This window comes from Amycolatopsis sp. PSD-21, from assembly GCF_055561455.1.
The window spans coordinates 7402850-7422603 of sequence record NZ_CM145712.1 but is presented as its reverse complement, the minus strand read 5'-3'; the positions used below and the strand labels follow the sequence as shown (position 1 = coordinate 7422603).

At 63.6% G+C, this 19754-nt stretch carries 14 protein-coding genes; 7 read left to right on the top strand and 7 right to left on the bottom strand.

From position 1 onward, the window contains the following. Positions 1-1114: 1114 nt before the first annotated feature. The 4 genes from ACZ1DY_RS34815 to ACZ1DY_RS34800 all read right to left on the bottom strand — a co-directional run bounded on the left by ACZ1DY_RS34815 (position 1115) and on the right by ACZ1DY_RS34800 (position 8193). The gene (locus tag ACZ1DY_RS34815; RefSeq protein ID WP_465482222.1) at positions 1115-2023 is read right to left on the bottom strand and encodes a S1 family peptidase; all 909 of its coding nucleotides are present in this window, start codon (positions 2021-2023) and stop codon (positions 1115-1117) included. A gap of 1233 nt (positions 2024-3256) precedes the next feature. Continuing rightward, positions 3257-4108: a helix-turn-helix domain-containing protein gene (locus ACZ1DY_RS34810; RefSeq protein ID WP_465482221.1), complete on the bottom strand. Its 852-nt coding sequence runs from the start codon at positions 4106-4108 to the stop codon at positions 3257-3259. A 586-nt stretch (positions 4109-4694) separates the two neighbouring features. Further along, complete coding sequence (locus ACZ1DY_RS34805; protein ID WP_465482220.1) at positions 4695-5741, bottom strand: hypothetical protein; 1047 nt, start codon at positions 5739-5741, stop codon at positions 4695-4697. Between the two features lie 1243 nt (positions 5742-6984). Then, the gene (locus tag ACZ1DY_RS34800; RefSeq protein WP_465482219.1) at positions 6985-8193 is read right to left on the bottom strand and encodes a helix-turn-helix domain-containing protein; all 1209 of its coding nucleotides are present in this window, start codon (positions 8191-8193) and stop codon (positions 6985-6987) included. A gap of 258 nt (positions 8194-8451) precedes the next feature. On the opposite strand from ACZ1DY_RS34800, the gene ACZ1DY_RS34795 reads away from it, so the two are divergent. The 3 genes from ACZ1DY_RS34795 (at position 8452) to hisS (ending at position 11290) form a co-directional block, all read left to right on the top strand. After that, positions 8452-8607 (top strand): hypothetical protein, encoded by a 156-nt coding sequence (locus ACZ1DY_RS34795; RefSeq protein ID WP_465482218.1) that lies wholly within the window; start codon positions 8452-8454, stop codon positions 8605-8607. A 35-nt stretch (positions 8608-8642) separates the two neighbouring features. Then, the gene (locus tag ACZ1DY_RS34790; RefSeq protein WP_465482217.1) at positions 8643-9851 is read left to right on the top strand and encodes a tRNA lysidine(34) synthetase; all 1209 of its coding nucleotides are present in this window, start codon (positions 8643-8645) and stop codon (positions 9849-9851) included. A 137-nt stretch (positions 9852-9988) separates the two neighbouring features. Beyond that, positions 9989-11290, top strand: coding sequence for a histidine--tRNA ligase (gene hisS / locus ACZ1DY_RS34785; RefSeq protein ID WP_465482216.1), 1302 nt, complete (start codon positions 9989-9991; stop codon positions 11288-11290). 86 nt (positions 11291-11376) lie between these two features. On the opposite strand, the gene ACZ1DY_RS34780 is transcribed toward hisS, so the two are convergent. After that, positions 11377-11616, bottom strand: coding sequence for a DUF397 domain-containing protein (locus ACZ1DY_RS34780; RefSeq protein WP_465482215.1), 240 nt, complete (start codon positions 11614-11616; stop codon positions 11377-11379). A 41-nt stretch (positions 11617-11657) separates the two neighbouring features. Beyond that, on the bottom strand, positions 11658-12527 hold the full coding sequence (locus ACZ1DY_RS34775; RefSeq protein WP_465482214.1) for a helix-turn-helix domain-containing protein: 870 nt from the start codon (positions 12525-12527) through the stop codon (positions 11658-11660). Between the two features lie 654 nt (positions 12528-13181). On the opposite strand from ACZ1DY_RS34775, the gene ACZ1DY_RS34770 reads away from it, so the two are divergent. Both ACZ1DY_RS34770 and ACZ1DY_RS34765 read left to right on the top strand, forming a co-directional pair. Next, the gene (locus ACZ1DY_RS34770; RefSeq protein WP_465482213.1) at positions 13182-13931 is read left to right on the top strand and encodes a sigma-70 family RNA polymerase sigma factor; all 750 of its coding nucleotides are present in this window, start codon (positions 13182-13184) and stop codon (positions 13929-13931) included. A gap of 192 nt (positions 13932-14123) precedes the next feature. Further along, positions 14124-16784, top strand: a complete 2661-nt coding sequence (locus tag ACZ1DY_RS34765) for an MFS transporter (RefSeq protein ID WP_465482212.1) — start codon at positions 14124-14126, stop codon at positions 16782-16784. Here ACZ1DY_RS34765 and ACZ1DY_RS34760 read toward each other — a convergent pair whose 3' ends face one another. After that, positions 16785-17186 (bottom strand): winged helix-turn-helix transcriptional regulator, encoded by a 402-nt coding sequence (locus tag ACZ1DY_RS34760; RefSeq protein WP_465482211.1) that lies wholly within the window; start codon positions 17184-17186, stop codon positions 16785-16787. It abuts the gene before it with no gap. Between the two features lie 1006 nt (positions 17187-18192). Here ACZ1DY_RS34760 and ACZ1DY_RS34755 point away from each other — a divergent pair. Both ACZ1DY_RS34755 and ACZ1DY_RS34750 read left to right on the top strand, forming a co-directional pair. Beyond that, on the top strand, positions 18193-18747 hold the full coding sequence (locus ACZ1DY_RS34755; protein WP_465482210.1) for a hypothetical protein: 555 nt from the start codon (positions 18193-18195) through the stop codon (positions 18745-18747). Positions 18748-19517: 770 nt separating this feature from the next. Further along, positions 19518-19703, top strand: a complete 186-nt coding sequence (locus tag ACZ1DY_RS34750; protein WP_465482209.1) for a hypothetical protein — start codon at positions 19518-19520, stop codon at positions 19701-19703. Positions 19704-19754 lie beyond the last annotated feature (51 nt).

Genomic DNA, 19754 nt, shown 5'->3' with positions numbered 1-19754 from the left:
TGTGAACGTGGCTTCGGCGAGCTGTGAAGGCGTGCGGGCCACTGGTAACGCACACCGAACGTGCGACGACCTAGGTAGTGGCCCGGCAGCCCCTCCCCCCTCGCTGCCGGGCCATTCCCGTGACTTGGTCGCGCAGACCTCGGGCCGCCCACAAAGCTGCGGAACCTGTGGGCGAAGCAGAGCGCTGGCGTTGGCCCGGTGACTCCGTAGCTCCTATATGGAGGAGTGCTCCGCGTTGGCTTCGATGACCTTGAGTACGCGGTAGGTCTGCGAGGACGCGGTCGTCGGCGAGCAGAGCGTCCCATCTGCCACGGTGATGCGGTCTAAGGGCGTCGCGGAAGTAGTGCTCGGCAGCTTCGTCGTCCGTCACGTCGTACGGGAGCGGGTTCTGCATGGGGATCTCTCACAAGATGGGCGGTTCAGGGTGGCATTCGACGCAGAGTTGCGCGTCCGGTGGTACTGGTGCGTCGACGAGGCCGATGCGTGCGCATCGGGTCAGGGCCGCGGTGTACTCGCCGGCTCGAATCGGCAGAGGCTTGTCGTCGACCTGATGCACGTCATACGGGGCGGTGAGACCGACACAGCGTTGGCCCGGAGCGGCTGCCGCTAGGAACTGTCCGGCGCCTGACTCGCGCGGCGGGTCCAGGTCAAAGGGGGGCCAGAACATCGCGTCAACGCCGAGCGGCGGTTCAGGACGCCGGACGTCCGGGCGCAGCGGGCGCACGGTCGCCCGCACCGCCGATCCAGCACGAGCGGGATCACGATCGGCCGCGGCGGATGATGTGCGGACTTTGCGGCCCGGACGGCGGATCTGCACTCCGTCCGCGACCAGGAAGGCGCGCACAGCCGGAACGGGCAATCGGTAGAGGCCGGCGAGCTCTCGCAGGGTGGCACCAGCCTGGTAACGGACGCTCAGCCCCAGCGGTGGACGTAGGTTCCGGCGGTGGCGTGTCGAAACGGGGTGCGCGGTCTGGTTACCCATGACTGTCCCGGGTGCATGTGACGGTGACTGACTGGTGGTGTGCTGGTTGAGTCGTTCATCGGCGTGAGGTGCCTTCGGGCGTGGGGGTGCCGCCCCCTGCGTACGAGGAGGCGGCACCGCCGAGGTCGGTTGCTACGTGGCGTTGCCGGTGCGAGCGACGTGGTAGATCCAGTCGCGGAGGTCCGGGGAGCTGGTGAAGACGTCGGGCTCGGTTCCGCAGAACCTCGGGTCGGCCGAGCGACTAGCAGTCCCGACGAGCTGGGTCACTCCGTCGACAGCAGCCAAGGCGGGAGTCCCGGAATCTCCGTAGCAGCTGCCGTCGGTGCCGCTGGGATTGTCACTGCAGAATTCGCCTGCGGACAGGAACGCTGCCGCGCAGCGCGACGGCGCAGTGACATGAGTGTCGAGCTGCTGCAAGCGCCTCGGCAGACCGTTCTTCGTGCTGTCGGGTTCAGTGACGCCCCAGCCGTACAAGGAGACCTTGTCACCACGTCGGGCTACCTCGCGGGCGAGTTGCACGGTCGGCTGCTGCAGCAGGTGGTCGAGTTTGAGCATTGCGATGTCGAAGACCCTCTTCTTCGGCCCTCCCTGACCCCACTGCCAGCCTGGGTGCACCACGATCTTGCTCACGGTCGCAGTCTCGCCACCAGCGAGCCGGTCGAGGCTGCCGGAACGGACGTGGAATTCCTTGTCAGCGGTCGGGATCGGCGCCGAGTCGGAGTTGAATCGCTGCTTCAATTCCGACCGGGCCGCCGCATTCGCTGGTGGATCGGTGACACAGTGCGCGGCGGTGACCACCCATCCGCGGAACACCAGAGCCGCGCCGCAGGTGTGGTAGTCGAGGTACTGTTTACCGTGTTCGGGCGCATCGTACTGCAGCGAGGTGATTCCCGGCGGCGCGCTAGCGGCCGGATGCCCACCGATCAGCATCGGCTCGACCAGTGGCGGCGGCGGGTCGGCAACGGCCGAAACCTTAGGAGCGACAAGCGCGGTCGTGATGCTTGCTGCCGCGGCGGCAAGCATCAAAGCTTTTCTGTTCAACAAGAAGTTTCCCTGTCTCAAAAGTGTAGGTACGCAACGTCCACAATGGATCTATAGTTGATCGCGACGGCGGTCCGCGTGCTCGCTGATCATCACTTGAAATCATGGAACGAAACCCCTTCGGCTTGGATGTCCTGGGTAGTGACGAGGCGGTGACGCCTGGTCGGTGCCATGACTAGGCGTTGGCCTTCTCTGTAGCTGAGGCGGGCATGGATACGGCTTGCTCGCGGCGGCGATCTTCCACGAGAGCTTTGAGGAAGTCGTCAGGCTCAGGAAGTGCTACCCGCTCGTCCGGCGGGTTCTTCCACGTCACCGAATCAGCCTGGGCAGTCAGCGTCGGAGGTAACGGTACCCAACTCGCCCCCGCCCTCCACCGACATCCTTCTGGTAGCTCGTCGTGCGAGCGGGGATTCGTGCCAGAGGTCAGAATGATGCTGCGTCTATGGGGAAGTGCGACGATGGGATATGACCGCATAAGCTCCGGGTTGGTGACGGTGATGCGGTCAAGCGTGCTGGCCGGAAGTTCGAGCGCGTCGAGTCCGTAGCCGCAGACCACCAGGACCCCGAAGGGCAAGGTTGCCCAGCATGAATCAACCTCGGCGGCTGTCCACAATGGCTTCGTCCACCAGCTGGGCGAAATCGGCCGAAGGCACACGGCTCCGGGGAATCCGGACCACTGGCCAGCGACACCGTCCGGGGAAACAGGGGTGCTCAGATCGAGGAAGGTAGCGGGTGTGACTGGCCAACCGCGCCTGACGGCGAGCCGTGCGGCCTTCCACATCAGCGAGCTGTTGTTCTTATTTCGCATTCGAATTCCTAGCTCAGTATCAGGCAGGTGACGGTGATGATGAGGACCACGACGAGGACTGCAGAGACGGCCCGAATCGCCGTCCTGCGCTGAGCCCGTCGAACAACGGCGTTTCCGTACCCGGAACCGCGGGCAGCCACGACACAGGGTGGACACAAGCGCTGGTGCCGGAAGGTTTCGAGATGACGTTCGTGGCACACGAATCCGCACAACGCCTTCGACATGCCGGCGAGTTCGTCTCGGTGCCACGCGTGCCCGTACGCCGTCGGCGCATACGAGGGGACTAGCCATCGAAGTACCACGAGACTTCCTTATTGGAGTTCGACTTCGTCTGGAGGTGGCGGCCCGGCAAGGCGTGAAAGGAAGGCCGGGACGCCACCGAGGCGGGCTTGGGGATGGCAAGCCCGCCAGTCATCGGGCTGTGCTCACGTGGCGATGCCAGAGGCCATCGTGCTGAGAATGGCTTCAAGCTCAATGACGGGGATGCCACACAGCTCCGCGAGGCTACCGACTGCCTGTTCTTCCAGGTGGAACGTCGTAGCAGGCTTCTTTTGGTTGAGCAGGGCCATAGCCCAGCGGCGTAACGACTCCAGCTCCGGACGCTCGTCGTCGGCAACCTTTTGCAGATCCAGGTGAAACTCTGAGGGTGCGTCCACGAAAACCTGGCGCTGGACTCTCGCGATGAGACTGGCTGGACGCTCGTCCATCGCAAGGCACAACTCGAAAACCCTCGTGACGGAGGCCTTCCGTGTCCCCAGCTCGTACGTCGCGAGTGTCTGCAACGACACGTCGGACTCCAGCCGCTCTAGGAGATCACTGCGTGTCAACTTTCGACTCTTTCTCAGGGCTTGTAGCTCGCGGCCGAGAATCTTCTGGACGCAGAGGTCGTCGCCCGCGGTTGTGCGCGGAGAGACAAGCGACGCCTCGTCGTAGTGGTCGACGCTGTCGGTCTGCCGAAGAAGGCCGTGGAATGCCAATGCTGCTGTGACCGCGACCGGCCGGTGCCCCAGAATTTCCGCGACCTGCTCCACTGTCTTCCGACCGTGGCAGAACAGGTCCCGAAGTTGTCTTTTCCCATTGCTGCTTAGCAAAGGACGCTTCGGCAAGCCGTAGACGAACACGTGCCGATATAGGCTCGTGCTGCCCATCCCAAATCTCGCCTTGATCTCTTCAACTGTGGTGTTCAAGTCGAACCACGCCTTGGTGAACGCGCTCTTGAAGCTGTCCAAGTCCTGGGCAGCGGCGGACAGCTCGTGAAGTTCCGTCTGTGCTGTCACTGGCCGCCTCGGTCTCCGGCCTGGCCATCCGGCACTTTGCCTACGTCGGCGAAGCTGGCGTCGGTTTCGCGCGCGATCTCCGTCGTTGACTTGCTCTGCAATCGCTGATTTGCCCGCGTCAAGTGGCAACTGTCCCGAGTGGACGGGCGTCGGTTATTCCTAGATGAACTCACGATAATCCCACTGTTGGCCAGGTCTGATGTCGCTGGACCCGGAAAGATAAAGGGGCGTTCCTTGGCACTCTTCATTCGTAGCGCTTCCACGTCCGGCGAACCGTCCGGGTCCTCGCTTGGCCACTGTTGTTCGGCGATCCATCTGTGCAGCCGCCGCGCCCGCAGTGGAGGAAACAGGTAGCTCTCGTCGGGCTCCCGCGAGCTCCCGACCGGCCAGAAGAGCACGGTCCGCTCCGCAGGTGGACAGAACCAGTCCATCGATCTCAGCTCCCAGTGCCATGGATCTAGACCGGCTCCAGCTCGTTCCTGGTCACTGCGGCTTCCAACTGCCGGGAGACGCTGACTCCGCAGCCTCCGAACACCAGGCAGTACGCCAACTCAATCGGCATCTGAGTCATCGCCCGCTTCTCAAGCTAATCAAGGACGAGGCCCAGCGATTGAATTTGGCGAAACTTGAACTTGAACGAAACGGCAAGGTGCTCCCGGCAGCCGCCGAGCACGCCGCAGGTAATCATCCTTGCCCGAAATCCCCCAGGTGTGCGCATGAAGCGGCATTCAAGTCGTGCGACAAGCGCCGCGCCCACAGTGATCAACTCTTGGCGCTCCAAAGCCCCATTCAAGCTAGCTGGAAACTCGAATTCCTGGACGTTGTCGTAACGTGAGTCGTTTAATCGCCAACCCCGGCGGGTCATGTAGTCACCGTTGATCTCGCGAAATGCGTTCCATGGCAGAGTCATTGCATCTCCTGCACGGCCTCCATGTTCGCTACGGAGGCCCTGGTCTCCAGTGTCGTGCGAGACATGAGTCGCTCCTTCCCTCGCGATGTACAGAAATGCATCAAGGCTAACCCTCCGGTACTGGTGGCCAGAGTGTGCTTCACGGTAAATCCTTTTCGATGAAGCCCAGCTAAACTCTGGTAGACCTCGTCTATATGCAGATGCTCCAGGTGGGCAATCTGGCGGCAACTCAAGCCGAACTTCGCTCGTGCTAGTGCTAGTAAAACTGTTCGTTCGGTGCCGCAGAGAGCTACCCGTCGCGCCATTACTCGATTTATCCAATTCAGATTGTTCTGCGATGCCGCGCAGAGCGATCCGTAGTCGTGCCATATCACGATAAATCCTGGATCGCGGCGCGGAGTACTTCTCGGAAATGCTCCGCACCGACATTTTTGCGACCATGTATTCTTTCCGCAATTGTGAATCGGTGTAAGGGCGCGGCCTGCGCCGCCTGCCTTCCGGGCGGATCTCAACGTCGGATTCCCTGATTACCTTCTTAATCCAGCAGGGAGAGCAGTTGTAAGTCTTGGCTAGTGTCGCCGTTCCAAGGTGCTGGTCATGCTCATACTCCCGCGCGATGCGCTCTCGCAATTGCGGGCCAAAAATGTGGTGCGCGCGAACCTCGCTCGGCGGCAGGTTCACTATGGCCCAGTCAAGGTCGAATTTTTGCACGGCGGTCGGCATGAGACGCTCTCCAGTGAGTTATGGAAGCCCCGCCCGTCAATCAAGGTGGATCCAATGGGCAACGGGCGGGGCACTGTCTCGACCGCTCGGGGGGCGTGGCGGTCGAGTCAGGTCACATTTCTTTCGTTAACCAGGTCCACGCTCAGGTGGCAAGTCTTGCTGATATGAGGCGGCATCCCCGCCGCCCGTCCCGGCTAGCTGGTTCGATAAGGAAAGAAGGTGCTCTACCATCTGCCGGTACATTCCCGCCATATGCGCAGGGGGAGCCGCTACGTCCTTTTCCTCGATCAGGCTCAGCCAATGTGACAGCCAGCGGTCCGCTTCGTGGAGAAGGCGGCCTACCGCCGACCTTCGCCGGGTCATCTGAATTGCCTCGCGAACGGATGTTCGGATCGCGATCAGCTGACGATGTTCTTCGTCAGAGCTAGACCGGTACGGGCGCGGAAGGTTCGCCAGGGAGGCTCGGGCGAACCCGAGCGCCAACCTCCGCCGCGCTTGTCGACGTCGCTGAAATCGCATTACGGAGTCCACAACCGCGGAGCAGCCGCTAGAACGAGCCTCGGCGCAAGCGGGTCACTCGGAGAGGGAAGCTCCAGCAGTTCACCAAGTACATACGCCAGAGAACCCTCTCGCTCCCACAGCAAGCCGTTGGTGTGGTCGCAACGCAATGCCCCCGCATCGTCCGGTCCCTTGATCCGGATCGCATCGACGGCACCTTCGACCACCCAGGTGTAGGCCCCCAGGACGCGGTCAAGTCCGCCTTCGTCATCAAAAGACGGCGAGAACATCCAGCCGCGAGACACAAGGGCAGCAAGGTGTTCGAAATCGGGTGAATCCCAGATAGGGGCGAGGGGAGATACCGGCGCGGCCGTCATCGCCGATCACGTCCCAGGCCATGCTGAGCAGCTCGACGTGCGACCAGCGCGATCCGCTTCGGAGTCCTGGAGCCCATCGCCGCTGCCCCACCGCCGGCGCTGTCCTGCGGCGAAGCATGCCTGACGGTCGGAATGCGAGAACTGCTGTTGGGTGCCCGAAGCTGGATGCGACGCCCAATCCAGCTAGACGCAACACAGATCAGTGGCACGGCCACCACGGCGGCCATAACCATGAGCACAAAGGTTGGTGTTTGAAGATCAATCACCAAACCAACCTAAGAATCTCCAGGTTGGTCAAGGTAGGACACCGTGTCCTACTACACGGATGGGGGTAGGACACCGTGTCCTACCCCCATCCGTGGAAATATCTAGCCGCGTTGGACTTCTCGGCCTACGCCGATTCGCATCGCGAGGTCGCGAAGCTTATTTGACTTTCGAGTTTCCCTGACCTGCAATTCTCGGGTCACTTGCTTGGCAAGACTTTGGTGTCGCATCCAGTCGGGCGCCATCCCCTCAGTGGCCAGCAAAATTTGAAGCGCTTTGTTGTCATGCCCCATTCGCGTGTGAGCAAGCGCGCGGTCGGTCATGTGCCTAGCCTGGGCAGCAAGGGGCAGTCCGGGATTATGGGGCATTTTCTTAGCCGCCCGCAGTGCGGCACCGTAGTCCTCAGTGACGACGTGAACGTCCACGGTTTGCATTGCAACTTGCGAAGGACCGAACGCCGTTTGATAGTCGTCTCTATCATGGCCGATTCGTTGAGCAATTCCGTCGGCTTCAATAAGGAGGTCGGCGGCGGTAGCAGCTTTCCCTCCGCGTGCTGCGGCAGTAGCGGCAGTCGTGATCAAGGAGCCATAGGTTGACAAGTGCGGAGCCGTCACTTTTCCAATAGGCTCGATAGATTCTGCCGTCTTCGTTGCGAGCTTTACAGCCTCCTTGTACCTTCCTGAAACAAGAAGTTGCCATGAAATCGACCCACGTAGCGTCGCGGTTAATAGCTCATCACCAGCACTGCCGGAAAATTCGATCGAACGGCGGCCAGCGATAAACGCGGCGTCTGGCTGATGCAGATGAGCCAGCGTGCACGCGGCTACCCAGAATGTGCGAGCAAGAGCGTCAGCTACTTTCGGACGGCCCTTTTCATCGGCGTCGCGCAAAGTGGCCTGCAAATCCGTCAGCGCAACCGGGATAAGACTCGTGAGCACGTCGTATTTCCCGGACCAGTACGACCCCCACAGATACTTCGCAGTCCGCTCGGCATCGCTGACCGGAACGGGCTCGCCTTCGAATGTCCCAAGCAGGTCGCTAATATCCGTTACCGCCCTGCGCAGAGCTAGGACCCCCGCGTCCTCTCCCGCCTCGGGAAACGCTTCGCGGCCGAGAAGATCCGCCACCTCTCGGTCAAGAGCGCGGGCGATGCGGTGAAGGTTGCCGATCTGGGCGGCGTGGCGCTGTCCCTGCTCCAGCTTGCGGATCAGGTCGACGCTTACTCCCGCCGCTGCCGCCAGTTCCTGTTGAGACATCCACCCGTCACGCAGGTTGCGGATGCGCTCCCCGATTGTGCTACCCAGCGTTTCCATATCTGCTCACTCTCAGTGTTCGAGTCGCAGGTCCATATTTCAACGGTACAGCGCGATGCTCCAGCGTCGACGGCTGAGCAGCCCTGAGTGTCCGCGTCGAGCCGCCCGTGAACCGCGAAGTCCTGGTCGACCTGCGGATTTCGTATCGGTCGCACCCTGTTAACACATGGTGATCACGTGGCTACTTTGGATCAGGTTCGAGGTTCCTTCCCGAGTTCGCATTGGAGGTACGAGATGCCTGCAAACGTTGGTGTCCCGGTGACGGAGGTAGTCGAGCCGGTCGCGGAGCTGGCGGTGGGTGAGCTGGCGGCGCTGGTGGCCGAGCCGGTGCCGGACCGGTGTGGTCTGGATCGGATGACGCCTCGGCGTCTGGAGGAGTTCCTGACGACGGTCGCGTTAACCGCGCACCTGTAAGGCTGCTGGGCCGCGAGCTGGGAGGAGTTGTTCTGATGACGACGAATTGGGGCCGTGTCAACATGCAGTTCACTGCTGGCTCGCGGTCCCTCAAAACGCCGGATGAGCTGTCGCTGGCGGACATGCTGCTGGCAAACGCGATGCCGCCGAGCCTGTTCCAAGCCTATGTGGCCGATGATCTGGGTGCGCTTCACGCCGTGCCGATAACGACGGTGCTGGCCGAGGTGCCGGCGGATCGCGAGATCGTTCTTCGGTGTATCCGGAATACCGATATCACTACGCTCCGGGCGCCGAAGGTCGATCTCGTCGCCCGTGACGAATGGCCGGTGGCGGCCGTTCCGGACCTCGACGTGGGGGCTTACGACCCGGTCGCGCGGGCTCACCTGGTCGACGAGCACACGTTGCGCGAGATGGTGGCCGCCCGGATCGGGCACTTCCTGAACCAGTACGAGGTCGGGGGCACGGTCCTGGCGGGGATCTCCGGTGGCGGGGACAGCAACACCCTGGTCAGAGGGCTTAAGAAGGCCGGTTGCGACGTCGTCTGCTTCACGCTGGCGATGGAGCCTTTGTGGCCGGAGTCCGCGGTCGATCGCGCCCGCGAGCTGTGCGAGGACGCCGGGTTCGAGCACGTCGTTCTTTACGCCCAGGACATGGCCGATCTGCTCGGCATGGCGAAGGGGCCGGAGGCGCTGTGGGAACGGTTCCGCCGGGACTTCGGCCCGGACACGGTGCATTTCTTCGGCACGTTCTTCGTGAACCTGGTCGGCCGCCGGATGTGCGAAGACCGGGAGATTCGTAACCTCGCGGTCGGCTACAACCGCGAAGACCTGGCGGCCGAGCTGCTGTTCTGCCTGCTCAACGGCAGGTCCCCGCTCCCATACCCGATCAGGCGGATGGGCATGGTGGACTGCCTGTTCCCGCTGTGGGAGATCCCGAAGCACCTGCTCGACGCCTGCTATCCGCACTACAGCGCGAGCAACTACGAGGAGCGGGTGGACTCCACGACCCCGCAGCGCTCGGCGATCTACGTCCTCGCGCACGCCATGGACGCGCTCCAGCCGCAGCTGTCGTTGTCCCTGCTCAAGGGCGTCTCCAAGCTCATGAACAAGGTCGATGACTGGGAGGTGATGACTCCGATCGAGGGCACGCCGCTGATGCGGACCGGCATGAGCGACCTGGACACCGAGAACCAGGTCTTGGGCCTGCTGCGCGAGTACTTCATTGACTGGGACGAGACTGCCTGACCAGGCGCGGGAAACCGGCCCCCAGGACACGGACGCGCGCCCCTTGCGTGCCCGCCCCCCGGGGGCCGGTCCCGTCACCGGGTCGGGTGTTCGGCCAGAATGGCCACCCAACCAACCAAAAGCACGAGGGACGGTTCATGGCGAAGGTCGAGCCACCATCAGGAACCCGTGATTTCGTCGGCGACGAGGTTCGCCGACGCAAGGCCGCGTTCGACACGGTGAGCACGATCTTCGAACATCACGGTTTCGAGCCGCTGACGACACCGGTGTTTGAGCGGCTGGAGGTGTTTGCCGGGAAGCTCGGCGAAGAAGCCTCCTCGTTGATCTTCAAGATCTTGAAGCGGGGCGCGAAAGCCGCGACCGGCGAGGCGGACTTCGCGCTGCGCTATGACCACACCGTCCCGGCCGTCCGGGCGGTCGTCACCCACGGAAGCCGTCTGCCGATGCCGTTCAAGCGGTACGTCATCGACAACGTCTGGCGAGCGGACCGGGCAGCCCGCGGCCGGTTCCGCGAGTTCGTCCAATGCGACATCGACATCTTCGGCTCGGCGTCCCCGCTGGCCGATGCCGAGATCGTCTGGGCGATCAACGCCGGGCTGGAAGCACTCGGCGTCGAGTCGTTCACATTTCAGCTCAATTCCAGGCTGGCACTGGCGGGGCTACTGGAGGCCTACGGCATCCCGGACGAGTACGGCACCCGCGTGCTCGGCTCACTGGACAAGCTGGACAAGGTCGCCCCGGACGTGGTTGCCGCCGAGCTGGTCGACCGGGGCCTGTCCGCGACCGTCGCCGAGGGGCTGGTGGCCGACGTGACCGCCCCCGACGGCGATCAGGTCCGGGCACGGCTGGCCACGACCGAACGCGGCCGCGCCGGTCTGGCTGACGTGGACCGCCTGCTCGCCCTCACCACCGACCTCCCCGAAGGACGTGTCCGGTTCACCCCGCGCATGGTGCGCGGACTGGACTACTACACCGGCCCCATCTGGGAAGTCTCCGCCGAAGGATTCCCGGGCTCGATCGCCTCCGGCGGCCGCTATGACCAGCTGGTCGCCAAGCTCGGCGGCCCGGACATGCCCGCCTGCGGCGGCTCGATCGGACTGGAACGCATCCTCGCGATCCAGGAAGCCGAAGCGCCGGCCGAACGAGGACTCGACGTCGCGCTGACCGTGCTCGGCGCCGAAGACGAGATCGTGCGCCTCGCCGGGCAACTCCGCGCCCGCGGGCTACGGACCGGTGTCTACCTGGGCTCGTCGGGCAAGCTCGCGAAGCAGATGAAATGGGCCAACGACCAGCAGGCGCGCTGGGTCCTGCTCTACGGGCCGGACGAACAGAGCAGCGGAGCCGTGACCGTCCGGGACATGGTGTCCGGCGAACAGAGCCAAATCCTCCTCGCCGATGTTCCCGCGGTTTTATCACAACGATCATCTGCGGAACCGTAAGTGGCCCGCGGATGAGGGGACCCCGGCGTCGCACCCCGACGCCGGGGTCCCCTCATGTTGGGCCCGCGGTCTACGTTGACGATGTACTAAGTCGACTTCGGCGGGCGGAGCTTTCCACTGGCCACGCCTTCTGCGAACGCATCCCATTCTCCGTGATCAAAGACCAGCACGAAGCCGTTCGGATTGCGGCTGTCCCGAAGTCCGACGGCGTCGTCAGTGAAGGAGACTTCGACGCACTGGTTGTCCGGCGGATTGCTCAGCGGGGATTTCTCCCAGGTTGTGAAGGCGGTGTTGAGGTGATCCTTATGCGTGTTCTGGATCTTCATCTACTCGCTCGTGCCCCTTCTGTTCTCGACGTGCAGCTCGGCTACAACGACGAGGCGAGGTCGAGCAAGGTTCGGCGGGTCTGCTCGGGCCCGCTGGCTACTGCCTTCTGGTAGTCCCACAGCTCGAGGTACTGCGCCGTCCGCTTGCCGTTCTCGATGTACTCGCCGCCGTCATGGTGTTCGAGGTAGATGATGTCAACGGGCGGTGTCGTGTCATAGCCGAAAACCGTGTAGTCGTGTCCCTGCCCCATGTAGTAGCCGGCGTCGAACGGCACGATCTGCAGCTCGATGTTAGGGCGATCGATGACCTCGATGAGCTTGTTGATCTGCGCCTTCATGACCGAGCCACCTTCGGTTCGGCGGAGCGCGGCCTCGTCGACAATGAACCAGAAATGCTGATTGGTGTTGTCCAGCACATCCTGCCTAGCAAGACGGTTCGCGGCATAGTTGTCGATCTCATCTGAGGTCAGGGAGGGGCGCCAGGCGCGAGCGTTGGTGCGCATGTAGTCCTCGGTCTGCAGGAGACCCGGAACGACGAGTGCCTGATAGGAGGAGTACCTGGTGCAGCTCGGCTCCATGTCGATCAAAAGCCGAAGGTACTGGCGGAACCTGGTGCTGAACGCGCTGCGCTTGGTTCGGCGGGCGCTTTCGGCCTGGAGGTCCCGCGCGTAAGCGCGGTCAGATTCGATCGCGCCGTAGCGGTCGAGCAATGCGTTCAGCTCGATCAGCTTGATCCCGCTGCCGTTCTCGATGTGAGCGATCTTCTGCTGCGAGCATCCGAGCACTGTCGCCGCGTCGTCTTGCGTCACATCGGCGACTTCGCGCAACCGAGCCAACTGGTTGCCAAGGACGATCTTCATGACGGTAGGTGGCAACGCCAGGTGCTGCGTCACTGAGTCCTTCACCTCCACGGGGTGTCCTGCTACAGCAGGTAGCCCCAATTCACCCATTTGGGCCCTTAGTTAACTTGAGTACACAAGTTAACGTTGCAAGTGTTCGCGCAAGCTTCCCAACTCCTTGAAGGAAGGAGTTGTCTTGAGTACACAAGTTACCACTCCCGTCAGTTCGGCGACGAGCGTTCCAGGTGTTGCGAGTCAACTCCCTGAGTTGCCATGAACTGGTCGGGATGGCTGGAGCGGAACTTCCGTGCGTCGCGGTGCGCTCTCGTCTTCCGTGGGGCTTAAGGGTCGTCGCCCGATTCGGTGTCTCGCAGGCTGCGGGAAGTCGAAGGGGTGAAATTTGTCGATGGCTAACTAGTAAGGGTCGGCTGGATGGTGGCGAGTTCGCTTGCCGTGGCTGCTCGAATTTCTTAGTTAGCGAGAAGGCTAAAGAATTGGAGTTCACCCGTGGTGGCCAATCTTGCCTCCGGTTGTAGTGGATGGGACGAGCGGCGCAGGCATAACCGCCGTTCTTGCGTCGTTTGCTCGAATAGGTCGGGCGATGAGAAAGTGCAATCAGCTAAGCGGTATCCGGCCAGCGTGACCGCGCGGCGTCGACTGAGCTGTCCGACTAGGCGTGCAGCGGCAGTGCGGAACGCCGGGACGTCGAGTCCGCCTGGTCAGGCGATGGTCTCGTCGGCATGCAGAGATGACCGGAGTGTGGATCTTCAGCTAGCTGAAGAGGTTCGCGACGGGAATCTGCGAGCGTATGGCTCACTATATGAACGCCACGTCGTATCGGCCCGGAATCTCGCGCGTCAACTCGCACGCTCCGAAATTGAGGCTGACGACCTGACATCAGAGGCGTTCAGCAGGGTCCTGGATGTACTGCGCGCAGGTCGAGGTCCAGGTTCGAGATTTCGTGCATATCTCTTAACTGTCCTCCGGCATCTCGCTTACGATAGGTCATGTCAAGAGCGGAAGCTTAAAGTTGTCGAGGATATCTCCACGGCGGTCGCTCCAGCTCTCGTCACCGTGCCGTTCAGTGACACGATCCTGGACAGCCTGGAACGGGTCTGCGCAGCGAAGGCATTCGCTCGACTGCCGGAGCGTTGGCAAGCCGTGCTCTGGAAGACCGAGGTAGAGGGACGAACGCCCGCGGACATCGCATCTGAGTTTGGTCTCACAGCCAACGGCGTGTCGGCCCTGGCGCACAGAGCGCGAGAAGGACTGCGGCAGGCATACCTCGGTGCACATCTGCGAGAAACCGACGCCATGCGATGCGCCCCCACAATCGACCGCCTCGGCGCGTGGACTCGGGGCGGCTTGCCAAAACGTAAGGCGGACCAGGTCGCACACCATCTCGCAGAGTGCGAGTCCTGCAGTGCCTTGTCGGTGGAGCTCGCCGCAGCCAATCCTATCGCTGGCACTCGGTAGTTCGGGGAGACTCAGAGCGCTCCTGCCCGAATTTCTGAGCCTGAACACGGTAGGTGATGACGTACCTGCGATCGGGTGAAACTTCGCTGATGGTATCCAGACGACAACTCTCCGGGCATACCGTGGCTGGTCCAGACGTGTGACGTCTTCAACGGCGAACTGGATCACAACCGCGCGTGGTGGGGAGGCCAAATGCGGCGTGTGGGAGGGGCAGGCCTGATCGACTCGTTGAGAGTCGGCGAGTTTCGTGCGCTCTGGTCGGCAGAAGCGACGTCGATCCTCGGTGATCAGCTCGCGAGGGTCGCGCTCGCCGTTCTCGTCTTCGACAGGACGTCTTCGGCTGTACTGACCGCGCTGACTTACGCGCTGACGTTCGTTCCTGCCGTCCTCGGCGGCTTCCTTTTGTCTGGCCTGGCCGACCGGTTTCCGCGCAGGCGGGTCCTTGTCGTGACCGACCTGCTTCGTGGCGCGCTGGCGGCGTCGATGGCCGTCCCCGGCATGCCACTCTGGGCATTGTGGACCTTGATCGGTCTGCTGACCATGGCGGCGGCACCGTTCAAGGCGGCGCAACTCGCTCTGCTGCCGGACGCGCTGGGCGATGACCGGTACCAAGCTGGCCTGGCGCTTCGCCAGATGACGGTTCAGATCGCCCAGGTGGCAGGGTTCGGCTTCGGCGGCATCCTCGTCGGCGCGCTCAGCCCGTCAGGAGCGCTGATCGTTGACGCCGTCACCTTCGGGCTGAGTGCACTGATCATCTCCGTGGGCGTCCGGCCCGTCGAGGCGACGAAGAGGACTGCGGTCGCTGAGGCCAGCGCGGGCAGTCGACGGCGCGGTATCGACCTGAGGCTGGCCGTGCCGTTCATCCTCGGAGCGTTGATCGGGCTCTTCGTAGTCCCCGAAGGTCTTGCTGCCCCGTACGCGGGGGCTCTCGGAGCGGGCGCGATCGCCGTCGGCCTGCTGATGGCAGCCGATCCCGTCGGCAGTGTCATCGGCGCATGGTGGGCGGCCAAGACCAGCTCGTCGGCCACGCCGACTCAGCGAGCTGTCGTGGTCCCGGCGGCCCTAGCGGGTGTGCCGCTCGTCGCATGCGCGTTCGCGCCGGGAATCGCCTGGTCGATCGCGCTGTGGGCGCTCTCCGGCGTCTTTTCGACGATCTACCTGATCCGCTTGCAACCAATGATCGTCGCGCTTGTCCCGGACTCCCGCCGCGGGGCAGTGATGGGGCGATTCAGCACGACCGTCTATGCCGGGCAAGGCGTGGCGATCCTGGGCGGCGGTGTCGTCGCTGAACTGATCGGGCCCGGCTACACCATCGCGATAGGTGGCGTGCTGGCCACAGTCCTGGTCGTCGCCGTGGGCGCGGCCTGGAAGATGGCTCGTCCCCGACGCGTCAGGATCACCGAGGACGAGCCAGCACAAGCTGATCAGGCGGGACGAAGACGCTCAGACTTCCTTGTTACGCATCGCGGCCTCCTCCCGGGACGTCCGGCTGAAGGAGGAGGTCCCGCCGGCCAGGAAGCGGCGACTTCGGAGACCGGCCCCTCCTCCGAAGGGAACGGAAGTGCGGTCAGTATGCAGGGGAAGTCACAGAGCGCGCATGGGGGTAGCCCAATTGGACGCGTAGGTTGGTCCGTCTGGTCTCACTCTGTGTATGCGCGTGCGTTTGTCGTGTTCATCGAAATGGCCGCACTCGCGGCTGTTGGCGTCAGCGCGACCCTTGATCCGCCCTCATGGGCAGACGTTCGTGTCTGCTTGTTCGTGCTGGCTTTCGGCCTGATCGCGGCTGAGCTGGCGCGCAGCGTGGAACGGCGTCGGAGGCGCTTCGCGGACACTCCACACGTCAACTTCTCGTCAGTATGGACGCTCGCGGGCGCTCTCATCCTCTCCCCATCGCTCGCCGCCGGCCTCACTGTCGTTCTGTATGTCCACCTCTGGCTGCGTTGTTCGCGGGGCGTGGCGGGGACCTTTGCCTCACGGTTCGGGTTCAACGCGGCCAACGTGATCCTGTCCTGTCAGGTAGCCGGGTGGCTCGCCAAGCAGATGCAGCTCGTGCCGATGACGCACGAGTTCGACGGCTCGGACGCGCTGGCGTGCGCCGCGGTCGTCGCCGTGTACTTCACCGTCAACTCCCTGATCGCCGCGATTCTTATCGCGATCGTGCGTCCCGACCGGACGGCGACGCGGTTGCTCGGGCCCTTCAGCGAGAACGCGCTCGAACTCGCCACTTTGTGCATGGGCGTCGTGACCGCCCTCCTGCTCAGCATGCATCCCACGCTCGTCGTACTGATCTTCGTGCCGCTGTACGCGCTGCACCGGTCGGTGCTGATCAGGCAGTTCGAGCACGCGGCCACCACCGACGCGAAGACCGGCCTGCTGAACTCGACCGCCTGGCACGCCCTCGCCGAAGCGGAGTTCGCGCGAGCTGAACGCACCGGTACTCGGGTCGGTGTCCTCATGATCGACCTCGATCACTTCCGCAGGATCAACAACTCCTTCGGTCACCAAGCCGGAGATCGAGCCCTTCGCGCCGTCGGTCAGGTCCTCCAGAACATCGGCGGCGAGGACTACAGCGGCCGGTTCGGTGGCGAAGAGTTCGTGGTGATTCTGCCCGGCGTCACGCAGGAAGAGCTCCGCGCTATCGCTGACCGGACATGCGCGGCCGTCTTCAGCTTGCGCGTCGAAGGCATTCACGACCAGGCGGCAGGCGGGCAGCATCCGCTCAGCGCATCGATCGGAGCCGCGCTGTACCCGGACACGGGGAAGAGTCTCGAGGACGTGCTCCTGGCAGCCGACCTGGCCCTGTTCGCCGCGAAGGACGGCGGGCGGAACCAAGTTCGCGTGATGACTACCTGATCAAGCCTCGTCGGTCGTTACGGCGGTGTCTTTTGCCAGGCTGTCGCGATTCTGCTGCGCCCAGGTTGCCAACGGCCGGAGGGCCCTCAGCAGCTCCTTGCCGCTGGGGGTAAGTCGGTACCAGACACTGCCGCCGATCTGGCTTCCCTCGGCACGGCGCACGACCAGCCCGTTGTCCCGGGCTCGTTGCAGCGTGTCGGTCAGCACCTTGTCCGTGACCGGCTTCGGGTGCGACACCCAGCCGACGCGTTCTTCGACGCCGTTCACGTCCGCCATCAGGTCCTTGTAGCGCCGCTCGCCGAGCGCGAGCGTGGCGAGCACTGCCACCGTCCATTGACCGGAAAGGAGAGCCAGTGCCTCATGCAAGCTTTGGCGGTACGGGACGTCCCAGTCGTTGGCCACGCTTCTGCCTATCACGAGCGGCCTTGCGCCGGTGCGGATCCGCGGTCCCGTGTCCACTGTTCGAGTGAAGATCGCCGTACTGAGCCGAGACTCAGTACGTACTTACCTTGCAGATAGTCGGGGCTGACCAGCTAGAACCGAGAAGGCCCGGACGTTTCGCTCCGGGGACGGAAGTAGGTGACCGGCTCGGCCCGCTGCCGGCGAGCATGCCGGGACCAAGCCGGTCACCATCACCGATCAGGAGGGCGAGGCCATGACGATTCACTCAGGTCTGCGCGCTTCGCCGGGGAGCGTCGCCAGTGCCGATCGTGGAGTACACAGTTGGAGTCGGGAGCTTCGTAGCAGGACCGGCTTTGCTCGCCGTCGCAGAGCGCACGACGAACACGAAGATGGTGACCGGGGGTCGGCTACGGTTCGCGGTCACTGCCGCGGTGTCGGCCGCGACAGCAGTAGCGAGCTGGATCGGCTGGCTTCGGTTGGGTTCGGCGCCGACCTGGTTGGCGTGGTGCTGGGTTTGCGCACTCGGATACGGCCTCGCGCTCACGGATGTGAGGTGTCGGCGCCTTCCATTTCTGATGGTTACGACGTTAGCGGCTGGTTGTGTCGTGATTTTCCTCGGCACGGCGATCGTGGACGGGGGCTGGCCGAGGTTCGGTTTTGCCTGCGTAGCTGCCGTGGTCGCGTACGGTCTGGCGTCAGTGACCCAGCTCTGCGCTCCGGACCACACGGGGGGAGGCGATACGGCACTGTACGCCGCACTCGCGTTGTTCCTCGGTTGGTTCGGATGGGACGGCCTTCTGCGGGGCTTTCTCGTAGCCACCGGACTTACTGCAGTGGTCGCCCTCGTGATCGCGGTGTCGTCCAAGAGCGTGAATTCCACGTTCGCTGCTGGGCCGTCGCTGATCGGCGGAGCGTTAGTGAGCGTCCTCGTGGCTTAGTTAAGGCAGTGACCGTGCCCAGAGGGCCTGTTCGTACATCGATAGTGGTCAGCAATGGGGAGGAAGTCGTGAACAACGTCGGTACTTGTCGTGTGGCTTTGCTGGTTGCCCTGCTCGGATCGGCGGCGGTGCTGCTCGTGGGCTGTAGCGGCGGCACCGGCCAGGTAACGCCCTCGTCGCCGAATCTTTCCGCTCCGCAGCAAGCCGCGAGTTCTTCGGACCAGGACGAGCGGGCAGCGGTCGAGGCGGCTTACTCCGCGTTCTGGTCTCGGACTCTCCAGACCGACGACGAGCCGGAAGATACTTGGCAGGCCGCGATGGCAGCGGTAGCGGTGGATCCCCAGCTCACCACGACGCTGAACGCGATGCGTGCTCAGAGGCAAGCTGGGATCAAGGTCTATGGCGACGTCACTGCGCGGATTCAATCGGTTCAGGTTAACGGCGCATCTGCCGTAGTGAGGGATTGCCAGGACGCGTCACGTACGGGGCAGGCGGATGCGGCGACCGGTGATCCGAAAACCGTCGGGGTGCCGAGGAACCCGGTAAGCGCCGACCTGAAGCGGGACAGCTCGGACGGCCGGTGGCGAGTCGCCAAGGTCGTGTTCCCCGGTGGGACATGCTGATGACCCGGCCACGGAGCACGCGCGCGACTTCGATGGGCCTGGCTTGCCTGGTCGGAGGAACGGTTGTCCTTGTCATGCCCCAAGCCCATGCCGCGGTGCCACCGACCGCCGATGACGGTCAGGTCATCGTGGTGCCGGGCGACTCGTCGGGGCTTGTCGCTCCTCCGACGGTCGACATGGAGGCGCTGCGGCAGCGGGGGCAGGCTCCTGTCCGGCCAGGCGGACCAGGGAGAAAACCACTAGGTCAGGACCGGCGGGCGGCAGCGGGCAACGGAGCGCCGGAGCCGTCGGACGGGCTTCCTGCGGGCTGTTCGCTTGGTGGTTTCGGTGTTGGTGGCTCGCCTGGTGTCGGTCGTGCAGGTGGCAGTGCGTTCGGGATCCGCTGTCTTCCTTCGCTTCCTGTCGACGAACTCGCTGCTTCAGGTAGACCGGTGGCGCCGCCTTTGCCGACTCCGGCGGAACTCGCTGCGCGCGCATTCGAGCAGTTGCGGTTGCCGTTGCCGGTACCTCGTCATTCGCCGGATGTGCGGTTGCCCGATGGGCGGGCGGCCACGATTGTTGGGGAGAACACCTGGATCTGGACTGATCGAAGCGTGTGGAAACCGGCGGTCGAGCGGGTGCAGGCTGGCCCGGTGTGGGCCGAGGTGACCGCGACGCCGGTGGGAATGACGTTCAGCTCGGGTTCTGGCGGGTCGTTGGTCTGTTCGGGACCAGGGACGCCGTATGACCGGTCCCGTGGGTTGCATGCTGCCAGTCCTGATTGCGGTTTCGTGTACACCCGTAGTTCGGTCGGGCAGCCCAACGATCAGACCACCGCGGAGTGGGCGATCCAGTGGTCGGTGAGCTGGATCGGCTCGGACGGGACCGGTTCCGTCGGCGGCGACTTCCCGCTGATGCAGTCCCGGGCGAGAGCGACGTTCGCTGTCGCCGAGGTTCAGGCTCTGCGCGGGAATTAGAACCGCATTCCGCGCAACCGTTTCAATGACGTTCTGAGCACGTCGAACGTA

Coding starts and splice junctions, on each gene's coding strand:
- ACZ1DY_RS34805 (WP_465482220.1), bottom strand. CDS start 5,741: ATGCCGACCGCCGTGCAAAAATTCGACCTTGACTGGGCCATAGTGAAC.
- ACZ1DY_RS34780 (WP_465482215.1), bottom strand. CDS start 11,616: ATGAAGATCCAGAACACGCATAAGGATCACCTCAACACCGCCTTCACA.
- hisS (WP_465482216.1), top strand. CDS start 9,989: ATGGCGAAGGTCGAGCCACCATCAGGAACCCGTGATTTCGTCGGCGAC.
- ACZ1DY_RS34790 (WP_465482217.1), top strand. CDS start 8,643: ATGACGACGAATTGGGGCCGTGTCAACATGCAGTTCACTGCTGGCTCG.
- ACZ1DY_RS34770 (WP_465482213.1), top strand. CDS start 13,182: ATGGTCTCGTCGGCATGCAGAGATGACCGGAGTGTGGATCTTCAGCTA.
- ACZ1DY_RS34800 (WP_465482219.1), bottom strand. CDS start 8,193: ATGGAAACGCTGGGTAGCACAATCGGGGAGCGCATCCGCAACCTGCGT.
- ACZ1DY_RS34765 (WP_465482212.1), top strand. CDS start 14,124: ATGCGGCGTGTGGGAGGGGCAGGCCTGATCGACTCGTTGAGAGTCGGC.